The following is a 14,061-nucleotide window of genomic DNA, read 5'->3' on the forward strand; positions in this document are numbered from 1 at the left end:
CGATGACGGCATGCCTGTCGACGTGACCCTGACCGACGCCGAGATCGACGCGCTGCAGACCTGGGTCCGTACGACACGGATCGGGTCGACGGTCACCGACGTCGAGCCGTTGACCGGCGGTTCGCAGAACATCGTCGTGCGTCTGCTGCTCGACGGGCGTCCGGTGGTGCTGCGGCGCCCGCCCGAACATCCGCGCCCCACCAGTGACAACACCATGCGCCGCGAGATCGCGGTGCTGAAGACGCTCAAGGGCACCGACGTGCCCCACCCCGAACTGATCGCCGGCTGCGAGGACCTCGACGTGCTCGGCGTCGTGTTCTACCTGATGCAGGCCGTCGACGGGTTCAATCCCGGCACCGACACCGCCGAGCCCTATGTGCGCGATGCGGGCATGCGCCACCAGGTGGGGCTGTCGTACGCCGCCAGCCTGGCGCGACTGGGCCGGGTGCCGTGGGAGGGCAGTCCGCTGGCGGCCATCAAACGTCCGGGATCCTTTCTGGCACGCCAGGTTCCGCAGTTCATGAAGCTGCTGGAGAGCTACCGCCACGACAACTACGCACCCGAGTCGTTCCCATCGGTGCACACGTTGGCCGACTGGCTGGACTCGCACCGGCCGCCGGACGACGAACCGGGGATCATGCACGGCGACTGCCACCTGAACAATGTGCTGCTGCGTCGCGAGGTTCCCGAACTTGCCGCGTTCATCGACTGGGAGATGTGCACCGTCGGCGACCCGCTGCTCGACCTCGGATGGATGCTGGTCTGCTGGCCGGACGGCCCGAACCCGATCGACGCAGGATCCGCGCTCGCGGCGCTCGGCGGACTCGCCACACGCGCCGAGCTGATCGAGGCCTACCGCGCCGCCGACGGCCGCCGCACCGAGCACCTGGACTGGTACGTCGCGATGGCCTGCTTCAAGCTCGGGATCGTCATCGAGGGCACCTGGTCGCGCTATCGCGCAGGGCAGGCCAGCGCCGAGGCGGGGGAGCGGTTGCACGCGTCCGCTGAGAACCTCGTCGCGCTGGGAACCCGGGTGACCAAGGGCGACAACCCATTCGTGTGATCAGCGGTAGGCGTCGAACCCGAGCTTGACCGCCAGCGCGATCCCGGCCAGCCCGATCGCGATCCGCAGCGGCCGGTCCGGCGCGTGCCGTACCACCACCGGTCCGAGCCGGCCACCCACCAGGCACCCCAGCCCGAGCGTCACCGCCGCCGTCCACTGCACGGGGGCCAGCACCGCGAAGACCAGCGCGGCAACACCGTTGGAGATGCCGAGTACGACGTTCTTGATCGCGTTGGCGTGTGCCAGCGTCTCGTGTCCCATCCGCAGGAACAGCGCCAGCAGCAGGACGCCCGCGGCGGCGCCGAAATATCCGCCGTAGATACAGATCGCTAACACCGCACCGCCCTGCAACAGCCTGGTGGCGACGCGCGGGCCGCCGTCGGCGTTGCCGTCGCGAGGCGGGCGCACCGGCAACAGGATCGCCATCGCCGCGAACCCCAGCAGCACCGGCACCGCCCGTTCGAAGCCCTCCGCCGGGGTGGTCAGCAGCAGTGCGGCGCCCGCGACGCCACCGACGGCCGCGAACGGCAATGTCCGCAGCAGCAGCCGGCCCTGACCTTTGAGTTCGGGTCGCGACCCCCACACCGAGCCGACCCCGGTGAACACCAGTGCCGCGGTGTTGGTGACGTTGGCGGTGACCGGCGGCAGGCCGGTGAGCAGCAGCGCCGGATAGGTCGCCACCGACGCGAGCCCAGCGATGCTTCCGGTCAGGCCGCCGAGGATTCCGGCCGCGAACAGCAGCACCGTATGCGACCAGGACACCCGGACAGTCTGCCCGCCCCGGCGGTGCGCGGCGCGCCGGGCATCAGCGCGCGGGGATAAGTGTTTGCGCATCCCGAGCGGGCAGGTCTAGCATCGCTGACGTGCCGAGGCGACTCGTAGTAGCAACCCGCAGCGGGGTCTGATCCTGACCGACCCCTCGCTGTGGGTCGGTTGCTATTTCGTCGGTCACTTCCACTTCACCGCAGAAGGCCCGGCACATGAACTCCCGAATCGCCACCCCCGCGTCCCCGTCCACGTCCACGACGACGAACATGACGGATGCGTCGCCGTTCGCCACTTACGTCGACGGCCGGATGCCGCGCGCGCTGCGCGAATCGGCCGAGGAGAAGTCCTTCGACGAGTTCCTCGCCGAGTACTCGGCGTCGACCGGTCCGCTGCGGCTGCGGCAGTGGGCCTGCACCGACGGTGACCGTCCCGCTGCGAAGCTCGGCCCGCAGGCCCGCACCTATCAGGCCACGCTGGCGCTCGGGGACCGCATCGGCACCGCCCGCGCATCGGCGTGCGGCCCGGTGGCCGCGCTGACCGAGATGCTCTACGAGCGCGGGATCGGCGTCGAGATGACCGCCTTCCACCAGCTGCCCGCGGGCGAGCACACCGCGACGTTCATCCGGGGCAGCCGGGGCGACGGCAGCGACCGCTGGGCGATGGGCTGGTCCGACGATCCGATCGACTCGGCGCTGCATGCCGTCATCGCGTGCGCGAACCGGCTGCTGGCCGGATAAGAACCCGCCCGAACGAAAACCGCCGGGACCGCGTGCCAGCGGTGTGCTGGAGCGCGATCCCGGCGGTGAACAGCGTCAGTGCAGCGGGCGCAGCACGATCGGCATGCCGTCGACCGGGACCGACATGCCGCCGTGGTCGTACCACGGCTTGTAGCCCGGATGCGGCAGTTCGAGGCGGTACTTGCGCAGCAGGCGGTGCATCACCGTCTTGATCTCCAGCTGGCCGAACACCATGCCGATGCACTTGTGGGCGCCGCCGCCGAACGGTGCGAACGCGTAGCGGTGCTTCTTGTGCTCGCTGCGCGGCTCGGAGAAGCGATCCGGGTCGAACTTCTCCGGGTCGGTCCACAGCTCGGGAAGCCGGTGGTTCAGCGCGGGCCACGTCATGATCGCGGTGCCTGCCGGGATGAAATAGCCGAGAAGGTCGGTGTCGCGCACGGCCTGGCGGAAGTTGAACGGCAGCGGGGTCATCATCCGCAGCGCCTCGTTGATCACCAGGTCGTAGGTCTCGAGCTTCTCCAGCGCCTCGATGTCGAGCGGGCCGTCGCCGATCCGCGCGGACTCGTCGCGGCAGCGTTCCTGCCATTCCGGGTTGGCGGCCAGGTGGTAGGCCATCGTGGTCATCGTCGAGGTCGACGTGTCGTGGGCGGCCATCATCAGGAAGATCATGTGGCTCACGACGTCCTGGTCGGTGAAGCTGCCGCCGTCCTCGTCCTGCGCATGGCACAGCACGCTGAACATGTCGGTGCTCTCCGACCGCCGCTTCTCGGCGATGCGGGCGTAGAAGTAGTCCTCCAGCGTCTTGCGGGCCTGGATGCCGCGCCACCAGGTCAGCGGCGGCACCGGCTTGCGCACGATCGCGTTGCCGGCCCGGGTGGTGGTGGTGAACGCCTCGTTGACGGTGGTCACCAGCTCCTTGTCGGTGCCGGCCTTGTGGCCCATGAAGACCACCGACGCGATGTCGAGGGTCAGTTCCTTGACCCGGGGATGGAACAGGAAGCGCGGATCGTTGGCGACCCAGTCGTTGGCGATCACCTTCGTGGCCACCGAGTCGATGTGCTCGACGTATCCGGTCAGCCGGGTGCGGGTGAACGCCTCCTGCATGATCCGGCGGTGATACATGTGGTCGTCGAAGTCGCGCAGCATCAGGCCGCCCTCGAAGAACGGGCCGATCACCGGATCCCAGGCACGCTGGGAGAAGTCCTTGTTGCGATTGGTGAACACCGCCTGGGTGGCGTCGGGGCCGAGCGCGCCGACCGCGGGCAGCACCTGCGAACCGGAGTAGTAGACGGGTCCGTACTTGCGGTACTGGTGCAGGATGAAGTCCGGTCCGCCCCGGAACATCTCGATCATGTGCGCGATGATCGGCAGTCCGTTGTCGCCCCGGACCGCCTTGAGTCCGCTGCCGGCGGGGGGTTCGGCCAGGATGATCTCGTCAAAGTTGTGCTTGAGCAGGCGCTTTTCGATCGCCCCCATCCCCGGCAGGGTCACCGGTGTCGGCTTCAGCCGCCTTTTGGCCTGGTCAAGCAAGTAATCGGCGGTGCTGATCGTCGGCATCTGAGCACTCCTGGGGGTGAAGGGTTGTGGTAGATGTCACTCCACCGATATCCTGATGACAGTCTTGACGCATGTCAAGTTTGTGCTTGAGGTGGCGCAATGCCAAGGTTTACTGCCATGACGGCCGAACCCGCCCCCACCGACCTACGTCGTAGTCGAGGCGACCGGCAGCGGGACGCGATCGTCACCGCGGTGCGTGAGCTGTTGCACGAGCGCCCGTTCGCCGAACTGTCGGTCAGCACGATCAGCGAGCGTGCCGGTGTCGCCCGGTCGGGGTTCTACTTCTACTTCGACTCGAAGTACGCGGTGCTGGCGGTGATCATCGCCGACGCGATGGCCGAACTGGACAAGCTCACCCACGACTTCGCGCCGCGCGAGGCCACCGAGTCCCCGGCCGAGTTCTCCTCCCGCATGGTCGGCTACGCCAAGACGGTGTTCGCGTCCAACGACCCGATCATGGCCGCCTGCAATCTCGCACGGAACACCGACGCGCAGATCCGCGAGATCATGGACGACTTCCAGGACGGGGTGGTCGACAAGATCGTCGGGCTCGTCGATCAGGACTCCGGCGCCCGTCCGATCTCCGACGACCTGCCCGCCCTGGTGCGGATGATGATCGCGGTGACGTCGTCGACGCTGGCCCACGACAGCGCGTTCGTCGGCCGCGGCCAGGATCAGGCCCGCGCGCTGGAGGTGCTGGAACGGCTGTGGCAGAGCAGCCTGTGGGGCGGCGACTAGATCGGTCCGTCTGCGCCGGTAGTGTCGCCTCACATGGCGCAGCGCAACGGTTCTGACGTGTTCGCGGGCAAGCGGTGTCTGCTGACCGGGGCCGCCAGCGGCATCGGGCGCGCCACCGCGCTGAAGCTGGCCGCCCAGGGTGCCGAGCTGTATCTGACGGACCGTGACGCCGACGGGCTGGCACAGACGGTCGCCGACGCCCGCGCTCTCGGCGGGGTGGTGGCCGAACACCGCGCGCTCGACATCTCCGACCACGACGCGGTGGCCGCGTTCGCCGATCACATCCACGCCGGGCACCCGCCGATGGACATCGTGATGAACATCGCGGGGATCTCGGCCTGGGGGACCGTGGACACGTTGTCGCACCAGGACTGGATGTCGCTGATCGACATCAACCTCAAGGGCCCGATCCACGTCATCGAGAGCTTCGTGCCGCCGATGATGAAGGCGCGCCGCGGCGGCCACCTGGTCAACGTGTCCTCCGCCGCGGGCATCGTCGCGCTGCCCTGGCACGCCGCCTACAGCGCCAGCAAGTACGGGCTGCGGGGGCTGTCGGAGGTGCTGCGGTTCGACCTCGCGCGCTACCGGATCGGGGTGTCGGTGGTGGTGCCCGGCGCGGTGCGCACGCCACTGGTCGACACGGTCCGCATCGCCGGCGTCGATCGCGACGACCCGCGGGTGCAGAAGTGGACGTCGCGGTTCGCCGGGCACGCGGTGTCCCCGGAGGTGGCCGCCGACAAGATTCTCGCCGGGGTGGCCAAGAACCGCTACCTGATCTACACCTCGCCCGACATCCGGGCGCTGTACCTGTTCAAGCGCACGATGTGGCTGCCCTATGCCGTCGCGATGAAGCAGGTCAACCCGATCTTCAGCCGCGCCCTGCGGCCGAAACCCAAGCGGCGCTGAGGGTCAGCGCCTGCCCCAGTCCCACGGCGGCATGGTCGAGAGGTCCTGGCCCACCACTTTCGTCTCACCCCAGTCCTTGTAGAGCTCGATCTCCCACGCGTCGGCGTCGGAGCCCAGTGGCTGCGCCCCGAGACGTTCCCGCAAGGTCGGCGAGTGGGTCACCACGACGACCTGGGTCCGGGTGGCGGCCTCGGCGATCAACGAGGCCAGCGGCGCGACCAGGTCGGGGTGCAGCGACGTTTCGGGCTCGTTGAGCACCATCAGCGACGGCGGCTGCGGGCTCAGCAGCGCCGCCGCCCAGAGCAGGAACCGCAGTGTGCCGTCGGAGATCTCGGCGCTGCGCAGCGGGCGCAACATACCCTGCTGGTGCAGCTGCAGGTCGAACAGGCCGTCGGTCACGGCAACCGAGACGCCGGCACCGTCGAACGCATCCGCCACGGCGCGCGGCAGGTCCTCGGTGCCGGTCTCCAGGATCGTCTGGATCGCCGCGGCCAGGTCGGCACCGTCGTCGGCCAGCACCGGCGTCCTGGTGCCCACCTGCGGCAGCCGGGCCGGAGCGGTTGCGTCGGCGCGGAACCCGTCGTAGAACCGCCAGTTGCGCAGCCGTTCCCGCACCATCACCAATTCCGGTGCGGCGCCTGCCCAGTCGGCGAGCACGCTGCGGTGAGCAGGCACGTTGCGGGCCAGCTCGTCGAAGCCGCGCCCGGATTCCGCGGCGACCTCGACCATGCCGCGTACCCGTCGCACCAGTGTCGTCGTGGGACGGGCCACCGGCCCGGCGAAGACCAGCTCGCGCTTGACCTCCGGATCCCGGCCGAACGCTGACTGCTGGGCCTGTGGTAGACCGAGATCGATCAGGTAGCCGAAATCGTCTGAGGCGTAACCCAGTTCAATCGACACCGACCTCGTCCGCGGACCGCCCTGCGCCGTGCCGGTGCGCCGGGCACCACCGAGATGCTCGGGGCCCGCCCACATCGCCGACGCAACCCCGCCCTCGCGCGCGAACGACGCGATCACCTCGCCGCGGCCACAGTCGGCGAGCAGTCGCAGCGCGCGGTACAGCGAGGACTTTCCGGTCCCGTTCGCCCCGGTGACGACGGTCAGCCTGCGCAGCGGCAGGACGAGCTCACGCAGCGAGCGGTACCCGCGGATCGCGACGGTATCGAGCATGCGGTCAGTCGGTGGAGGTGTTGAAGATCCGGCCGCAGATGATCGCGGTGAAGTCCTCGAGGATCTGAAGGTGGCCGTGCGTCCAGGGTCTGGGTTTGGAGTCCCACACCGCCAGTGCGCCGATGGTGTGGCCGTCGGGGTTGGTGATCGGCATCGCGGCGAACCCGACCACGTAGCCGTCGAGCACCATCGGGTGGTTCATCAGCGCCGGATGGGTCCGGGCGTCTTCGGCGATCACCGCCGCGCCGGTGGTGACGATCGGCCTGGAAATCGAACGCTCCAAAGGGATCTGGCGCAGGGCCGCGATCTCATGCGGCAGCCCGATCGCGCTCGGCACGTACATCGTGTCCTGATCGACGAGGGAGACCGCCGCGGACGGGACGGCCAGGGCCCCGACCGCCATCTCGACCACACGATCCAGGATCGAGCCGCTGCGGGCGTTGAGCAGCCCGGTCTCGTGGAGCGCCTGCAGGCGTTCGGGATCGGCGATCACGGTGCCGGTCTCGATACGCATACCCGGCTTCGGAGGTGCCAGCTCCATCGACCGGATCCGGTCCAGGATGTCGTCGAGGGCCGGGTCCCTGCGGCGGGCCATCTCGATGGCGATGCGGGCGGCCACGGCCCTGGCGACGAACACGTCGACCGGCTCACGGGCACGCGCCGCCTCGTCGTGCAGCGCGGCGTCGAGTCGCTCGTCGAACCCGGGAACCCGCGCCATGACGCCACCGTAACCTGGCTGACCGACGAGCGAGGACGTTCCGGCCCCGCGGTCAGCGCGGCTGTGCCGTCGTTGCCGGCATCGCGAGCTCCAGCCGGACCCCGAGCAACCGGATCGGGCGGTCCAGTTCGAACCGTCCGAGCAGGTCGAGGGCGGTGGCGATGACCGGTGCCGCGTCGGTGGTCGGTTCGCCCAGTTTGCGGATCTTGGTGCGCGTGTAGAACGTGGCTGTGCGTACGGTGACTGCGACGTGGGTCACGGTGCGTTGTTGTGCGACAACCTCGGCCAGGGTCCGCTCGGCGAGGTCGGTCACCGCGGCGTCCATCTCGGCGCGATCGGTCAGATCGTGGGCGAACGTGACGACGTGGCTGCGGGATCGCGGGACCCAGGGTTCGGCGCTGACCGTGCTGTCCCCGCCGCCTTTGGCCAGCAACAGAATCCACAGTCCTGTCGACGGCCCGAACGCGGCGGTGAGCTCGGCCGAATCGGTGCGCGCGAGATCCGCGACGGTGGTGATGTCCATCGTCGCAAGCTTTTTCGCGGTCTTGGGGCCGACACCCCACAGCGCCTCGACAGGACGGTCGCCCATCGTGGCCATCCAGTTGTCGTCGGTGAGCATGTGGATCCCCGCCGGCTTGCCGAAACCGGTGGCGACCTTGGCGCGCTGCTTGTTGTCGCTGATCCCGACCGAGCACGACATCCCGGTCTCGGAGGAGACCACGTCCTGGATCCGGCGGGCCAGCGCGACCGGATCGGCCACGCGCGCGCCGACGTACGCCTCGTCCCACCCCCACACCTCGACAGGATGTCCGAGATCGCGGAGAAGGCCCATCACGCGCTCGGAGGCCGCGTCATAGGCCTCGGGGTCCGACGGCAGGAACGTCGCGTCGGGGCAGCGGCGCGCCGCGGCGCGCAACGGCATCCCGGCGTGCACCCCGAAGGCGCGGGCCTCATAGGAGGCGCAGGTGACGACCTTGCGGGCTTCGGTGGGGTCGCCGCCACCGCCGACGATGACGGGCAGCCCGACCAGGTCGGGGCGGCGTTGTAGCTCCACCGAGGCGAGGAACTGATCCATGTCGACGTGCAGGATCCAGTCCCGTTCCTCTGCCACGCCGGACTCGGTCATGTGCCGCAGAGCTTGCGCGCCACCGTCTCCCACGCGTCGCCGATGTGTTGCTCGGACAAGCCCAGATCGGTCAGTTGGTGGTAGACGTGGTCGGCGTCGAGCAGTGCGGTCAACGCGGTCGCCTGGGCGTCGAGATCTCCTGTGGTCCCGGCGGATTCGAGGAGCAACCGGACGTGGTGGTGGTGCAGGCTCATCGGTGCGTTGTAGCGCATCTGGGGGTCGCGGACCGCGTTGGACAGCAGCTCGTGATGGATCTGGACGAACTTGAGCCGCTCCCGGCCGTAGGCGAGGAGGCGCTCCAGTGGTGGTGCGCCGGGGCCCAGTGGGGGAGGCCCGAACAGGACGGCCTCCTGTAGCGCCTTCTCGTCCTCGTCGAGGAGCACGACCATCAGGCCGGCGCGGCTGCCGAACCTACGGAACAGCGTGCCCTTGCCGACGCCCGCGGCGGCCGCGATGTCGTCGGTGGTCACGCAATCCGCGCCGTGTTCGTCGATCAGGCGTCGTGCCGCGTCGAGAAGCAACGCCCTGTTGCGCGCGGCGTCGCCGCGCTCGGGTGCCGAGGCGGCATCGACGACCGGCAACACCGGCAGCTCGTTGCGTCCCTCGACTGCGCTCACCTGGCAACTTTAACCCGGCGGAATAGAGCGGACTATAGTCCGGTTAGACGGTGCGGGACCGTTGGAACAACCTCGAAGGAGAACGATGTCCGAGACCGTCAGCAGCAAGGTACTTGTGCTCGTCGGAAGCCTGCGCGCGGCGTCGGTGAACCGCCTGCTCGCCGAGCTCGCCGCGGAGGTGGCGCCGGAGGGTGTCATCCTGGAGCGGTTCGACCGCCTTGGGGAACTGCCGTTCTACAACGAGGACCTCGACACCGAGGACGCCCCCGAGCCCGTGGTCGCGCTGCGTGCCGCGGCCGCAGCCGCCGGCGCGGCGCTGGTCGTCACGCCGGAGTACAACGGGTCGGTGCCGGGAGTGCTGAAGAACGCCATCGACTGGCTGTCGCGGCCCTACGGAAACAGCGCGCTGAAGGACAAGCCGGCCGCGGTGATCGGCGTCGCGCTGGGACAGTACGGCGGCGTGTGGGCCCACGACGAGACGCGCAAGACGCTCGGTATCGCCGGTCCCCGGATCGTGGACGGTCTTGAGCTGTCGATTCCGGGCGCCTCGCTGGGTGATAAGCATCCGCGAGAGAACGCCGAGGTGACCGAGCGGCTGCGCGACGTCATCGGCAAGCTGGTCGCCGAGATCGGCTGAGCCGCGTTGCCCGGACCGCCGGGCCTGGCAACGTCCGCGGCCGGTGTGCCTGCTGACACGGACGTGGCCGTTGTGAAAACTGAGGAAGCGCCCCGTGGTGCTGCCGGGCGAGCCCGTTGCCGGGTTTGCTGGCAGCCGCGACGGGGCGCTTTTCTGTTTGCTGGAGCGCGGGCGCGCGCCGCGCCGGCGATGCGGTGTTGTCGGTGGGCCCTGATAGATCTGGGGCCGTGCCGGCGCCCTGGGCGTCGACACGCCGTGTGAAACGCGACACGCCGGTGTCAGGAGGCGCGAAACGGTTACGACCTGGGAATTTCAGAAATGTTATTCAGAACATCTTGTATCTCTTCTGAATGTCGGACACTAGGTGTAGTGTTTCGAACACCAACAGACCCCCAAGATCTAGGGATCTGTAGGGACCAGAGCTTCCGGCGAAGTCGGTGTCACCACCCACCGGCTTCGGACCCGGACAGCCTGGAATTACCGGAATTTTCAGTGCCCTCCGGGGCGCTGATACATAGCGACCAGAACAATCTCAGCAGTTGCCAGCCACCCCGTCTTCTCGATTAGGAGCCGTACCGCAGATGACTCAGCCCGCAACCGTCACCGTGTACACCAAGCCGGCCTGCGTGCAGTGCAACGCGACCTACAAGGCCCTCGACAAGGCGGGCGTCGCCTACGACGTCATCGACATCAGCGTCGACGACGAGGCCCGCGACTACGTGATGGCGCTCGGTTACCTGCAGGCCCCGGTCGTCGTGGTCGGCAACGAGCACTGGTCGGGCTTCCGCCCCGACCGCATCAAGGCGCTGGCCGGCGCGGTCACCGCCACCGCGTAGGCCCCGGCTTATTCGGCCGCTGGCGGCCGGACGGCCTTTCAGCCACTGCTGAGCAACAACGATTCGTGGGAGGAGTAACCGTGGGCAATATCGTCTACTTCTCCAGCGTCTCGGAGAACACGCACCGATTCGTCCAGAAGCTGGAACTGCCCGCCATCCGGATCCCGCTGAAGGACCGGATCCGGGTGGACGAGCCCTACGTGCTCGTCCTTCCGACGTACGGCGGCGGGCATGCCAACGGTCCCGATCCCGATCGCGGGGGCTACGTCCCCAAGCAGGTGATCGCGTTCCTCAACGATGAACACAACCGGTCGTTGATCCGCGGCGTCATCGCCGCGGGCAACACCAACTTCGGCGCCGAGTTCGGCTACGCGGGGGTGGTGGTGTCGCGCAAGTGCGGCGTCCCCTTCCTCTACAGGTTTGAACTCATGGGAACAACGGACGACGTCTTCGCCGTCCGAGCAGGATTACAAGACTTCTGGAAGGACCAGTCGTGCCCCCAACCGTCACAGCTGCAGAACCTGTAACCACCGGCGCGCACGCGCTTCCGGGGGAGATGGACTACCACGCCCTGAACGCGATGCTGAATCTGTATGACGCAGACGGCAAGATTCAGTTCGAGAAGGACGTGCAGGCGGCGCGGGAGTACTTCCTGCAGCACGTCAACCAGAACACGGTCTTCTTCCACAGCCAGGACGAGAAGCTCGACTACCTGATCGAGAAGAACTACTACGAGCGCGAGGTGCTCGACCAGTACTCGCGCAACTTCGTCAAGGAACTGCTGGACCGCGCGTATGCGAAGAAGTTCCGGTTCCCGACGTTCGTCGGCGCGTTCAAGTACTACACCTCCTACACGCTGAAGACCTTCGACGGGAAGCGCTACCTGGAGCGCTTCGAGGACCGCGTCGTGATGGTCGCGCTGACGCTGGCCGCCGGTGACACCACGCTCGCCGAGCAGCTGGTCGACGAGATCATGGACGGCCGGTTCCAGCCGGCCACCCCGACCTTCCTCAACTCGGGCAAGAAGCAGCGCGGCGAGCCGGTCAGCTGCTTCCTGCTGCGCATCGAGGACAACATGGAGTCCATCGGCCGGTCCATCAACTCGGCGCTGCAGCTGTCCAAGCGTGGCGGCGGAGTCGCGTTGCTGCTGACCAACATCCGTGAGCACGGCGCGCCGATCAAGAACATCGAGAACCAGAGCTCGGGCGTCATCCCGATCATGAAGCTGCTGGAGGACTCGTTCTCCTACGCCAACCAGCTCGGTGCCCGCCAGGGTGCCGGTGCGGTGTACCTGCACGCGCATCATCCCGACATCTACCGGTTCCTCGACACCAAGCGTGAGAACGCCGACGAGAAGATCCGCATCAAGACGCTGAGCCTGGGCGTGGTGATCCCGGACATCACCTTCGAGCTGGCGAAGAAGAACGAGGACATGTACCTGTTCTCGCCGTACGACGTCGAGCGCGTGTACGGGGTGCCGTTCGCCGACATCTCGGTCACCGAGAAGTACTACGAGATGGTCGACGACGCGCGGATCCGCAAGACGAAGATCAAGGCGCGCGAGTTCTTCCAGACGCTGGCCGAGCTGCAGTTCGAGTCGGGCTACCCGTACATCATGTACGAGGACACGGTGAACCGGGCTAATCCTATTGATGGCAAGATCACCCACTCGAACCTGTGCTCGGAGATCCTGCAGGTCTCCACGCCGTCGGAGTTCAACGAGGACCTGTCCTACAAGAAGGTCGGCAAGGACATCTCCTGCAACCTCGGCTCGCTGAACATCGCCAAGGCGATGGACTCGCCGGACTTCGCGCAGACCATCGAGGTCGCGATCCGGGCGCTGACCGCGGTGAGCGATCAGACCCACATCTGGTCGGTGCCGTCCATCGAGCAGGGCAACAACGATTCGCACGCGATCGGCCTCGGCCAGATGAACCTGCACGGCTACCTCGCCCGGGAGCGGATCTTCTACGGCTCCGACGAGGGTGTCGACTTCACCAACATCTACTTCTACTGCGTGGTCTACCACGCGCTGCGCGCGTCGAATCGCATTGCGATCGAACGCGGTAGGGCGTTCGGCGGGTTCGAGAAGTCGAAGTACGCCTCGGGCGAGTTCTTCGACAAGTACACCGAGCAGGTGTGGGAGCCCAAGACCGACAAGGTGCGTCAGCTGTTCGCCGATGCCGACATCCGCATCCCGACCCAGGAGGACTGGAAGCGGTTGAAGGAGTCGGTGCAGAAGCACGGCATCTACAACCAGAACCTGCAGGCCGTGCCGCCGACGGGCTCGATCTCCTACATCAACCACTCGACCAGCTCGATCCACCCGATCGCCAGCAAGGTCGAGATCCGCAAGGAAGGCAAGATCGGGCGCGTCTACTACCCGGCGCCCTACATGACCAACGAGAACCTGGAGTACTACCAGGACGCCTACGAGATCGGCTACGAGAAGGTCATCGACACCTACGCCGCGGCCACCCAGCACGTGGACCAGGGTCTGAGCCTGACGCTGTTCTTCAAGGACACCGCGACCACCCGCGATGTGAACAAGGCGCAGATCTACGCCTGGCGCAAGGGAATCAAGACGCTGTACTACATCCGGCTGCGCCAGATGGCGCTGGAGGGCACCGAGGTCGAGGGCTGCGTCAGCTGCATGCTGTAGCGCCGAGAGACGTTGCAGGCCAGGGAGATTACTCCCTGGCCTGCTTCTTGTTCGGGCCGTTCGACCGCGGCGCCGGCGGTAGGGGGTGCGGCAATGGTGATCAGTGATTTCGTCTGCGGCGCAAGGGGTATCGCTGGTGGCGCTACAATTTCGCTCCGTACAGGCATCGGGTGACTGGAAGGTAGGCGACGTGGCGCGCAGGTCCTGGAAACAGCTTTCCCCGGCGGGTAAGGCAGCTGTCATCGTCCTCGCGGTTCTCGATGCGGGCTTGCGGGCCGTCGCATTGCGGGACCTTTCCCGGCGAGACGGCGCCGACGTCAACGGTCCGCGATGGCTGTGGAAGGCGGCGTTGGGGGTGGTGACGTCGTCGGGTGTCCTGCCGGTGGCGTACCTGCTGTGGGGCCGCAGGACCGGGGTCGACGGCCGTTGAGGTCGTGCTGATCACCGCCCTGGTGTTCGGCATCCGGAGCGGCCGCAAGTGTGGGGGTTATGCACGCTAATCCACGATTACGCGTGCACAACCCCC

General features: G+C 67.5%; 15 protein-coding genes. 9 read left to right on the top strand and 6 right to left on the bottom strand.

The features are described from left to right. Positions 1-10: 10 nt before the first annotated feature. Positions 11-1,063 (top strand): phosphotransferase family protein, encoded by a 1,053-nt coding sequence (locus BST38_RS01505; protein WP_083141457.1) that lies wholly within the window; start codon positions 11-13, stop codon positions 1,061-1,063. Here the strand turns inward: BST38_RS01505 and BST38_RS01510 are convergent, their stop codons facing one another. Beyond that, entirely contained in the window at positions 1,064-1,825 is a 762-nt protein-coding gene (locus tag BST38_RS01510; RefSeq protein WP_237160632.1) for a sulfite exporter TauE/SafE family protein, read from the bottom strand. It lies immediately after the preceding gene. A 272-nt stretch (positions 1,826-2,097) separates the two neighbouring features. On the opposite strand from BST38_RS01510, the gene BST38_RS01520 reads away from it, so the two are divergent. Then, on the top strand, positions 2,098-2,568 hold the full coding sequence (locus BST38_RS01520; protein ID WP_083141459.1) for a 2-isopropylmalate synthase: 471 nt from the start codon (positions 2,098-2,100) through the stop codon (positions 2,566-2,568). Between the two features lie 75 nt (positions 2,569-2,643). Here the strand turns inward: BST38_RS01520 and BST38_RS01525 are convergent, their stop codons facing one another. Next, complete coding sequence (locus BST38_RS01525) at positions 2,644-4,125, bottom strand: cytochrome P450 (RefSeq protein WP_083141460.1); 1,482 nt, start codon at positions 4,123-4,125, stop codon at positions 2,644-2,646. A 117-nt stretch (positions 4,126-4,242) separates the two neighbouring features. Here BST38_RS01525 and BST38_RS01530 point away from each other — a divergent pair, with 117 nt between their 5' ends. Then, the gene (locus tag BST38_RS01530) at positions 4,243-4,863 is read left to right on the top strand and encodes a TetR/AcrR family transcriptional regulator (RefSeq protein ID WP_181792022.1); all 621 of its coding nucleotides are present in this window, start codon (positions 4,243-4,245) and stop codon (positions 4,861-4,863) included. Positions 4,864-4,896: 33 nt separating this feature from the next. After that, a complete protein-coding gene (locus BST38_RS01535) occupies positions 4,897-5,769 on the top strand; it encodes an SDR family oxidoreductase (protein WP_083141462.1) in 873 nt (290 codons plus the stop codon). Between the two features lie 3 nt (positions 5,770-5,772). Here BST38_RS01535 and BST38_RS01540 read toward each other — a convergent pair whose 3' ends face one another. From BST38_RS01540 to BST38_RS01555, 4 genes are read right to left on the bottom strand one after another with little or no spacing between them, the layout of a single operon-like run. Then, entirely contained in the window at positions 5,773-6,939 is a 1,167-nt protein-coding gene (locus BST38_RS01540) for an AAA family ATPase (protein WP_083141463.1), read from the bottom strand. 4 nt (positions 6,940-6,943) lie between these two features. Next, entirely contained in the window at positions 6,944-7,657 is a 714-nt protein-coding gene (locus BST38_RS01545; protein WP_083141464.1) for a GAF domain-containing protein, read from the bottom strand. A gap of 52 nt (positions 7,658-7,709) precedes the next feature. Next, complete coding sequence (locus BST38_RS01550; RefSeq protein ID WP_083141679.1) at positions 7,710-8,783, bottom strand: DNA polymerase IV; 1,074 nt, start codon at positions 8,781-8,783, stop codon at positions 7,710-7,712. Further along, positions 8,780-9,400, bottom strand: a complete 621-nt coding sequence (locus BST38_RS01555; protein WP_083141465.1) for a TetR/AcrR family transcriptional regulator — start codon at positions 9,398-9,400, stop codon at positions 8,780-8,782. Before BST38_RS01555 ends, BST38_RS01550 begins: the two co-directional genes overlap by 4 nt. 85 nt (positions 9,401-9,485) lie before the next feature. On the opposite strand from BST38_RS01555, the gene BST38_RS01560 reads away from it, so the two are divergent. The 5 genes from BST38_RS01560 (at position 9,486) to BST38_RS01580 (ending at position 13,965) form a co-directional block, all read left to right on the top strand. After that, positions 9,486-10,037: an NAD(P)H-dependent oxidoreductase gene (locus tag BST38_RS01560; RefSeq protein WP_083141466.1), complete on the top strand. Its 552-nt coding sequence runs from the start codon at positions 9,486-9,488 to the stop codon at positions 10,035-10,037. Between the two features lie 581 nt (positions 10,038-10,618). Further along, positions 10,619-10,873: a glutaredoxin-like protein NrdH gene (gene nrdH / locus BST38_RS01565; RefSeq protein ID WP_083141467.1), complete on the top strand. Its 255-nt coding sequence runs from the start codon at positions 10,619-10,621 to the stop codon at positions 10,871-10,873. Positions 10,874-10,953: 80 nt separating this feature from the next. Beyond that, positions 10,954-11,400 (top strand): class Ib ribonucleoside-diphosphate reductase assembly flavoprotein NrdI, encoded by a 447-nt coding sequence (nrdI, locus tag BST38_RS01570; RefSeq protein WP_083141468.1) that lies wholly within the window; start codon positions 10,954-10,956, stop codon positions 11,398-11,400. Then, positions 11,367-13,535: a class 1b ribonucleoside-diphosphate reductase subunit alpha gene (gene nrdE / locus BST38_RS01575; protein ID WP_083141469.1), complete on the top strand. Its 2,169-nt coding sequence runs from the start codon at positions 11,367-11,369 to the stop codon at positions 13,533-13,535. The genes nrdI and nrdE overlap by 34 nt, the downstream gene beginning before the upstream one ends. Before the next feature lie 190 nt (positions 13,536-13,725). After that, positions 13,726-13,965 (top strand): hypothetical protein, encoded by a 240-nt coding sequence (locus tag BST38_RS01580; protein WP_083141470.1) that lies wholly within the window; start codon positions 13,726-13,728, stop codon positions 13,963-13,965. The last annotated feature ends 96 nt before the right edge of the window (positions 13,966-14,061 follow it).

It is taken from the genome of Mycolicibacterium parafortuitum (assembly GCF_002086815.1).
Classification (GTDB): Bacteria; Actinomycetota; Actinomycetes; order Mycobacteriales; family Mycobacteriaceae; genus Mycobacterium; species Mycobacterium parafortuitum.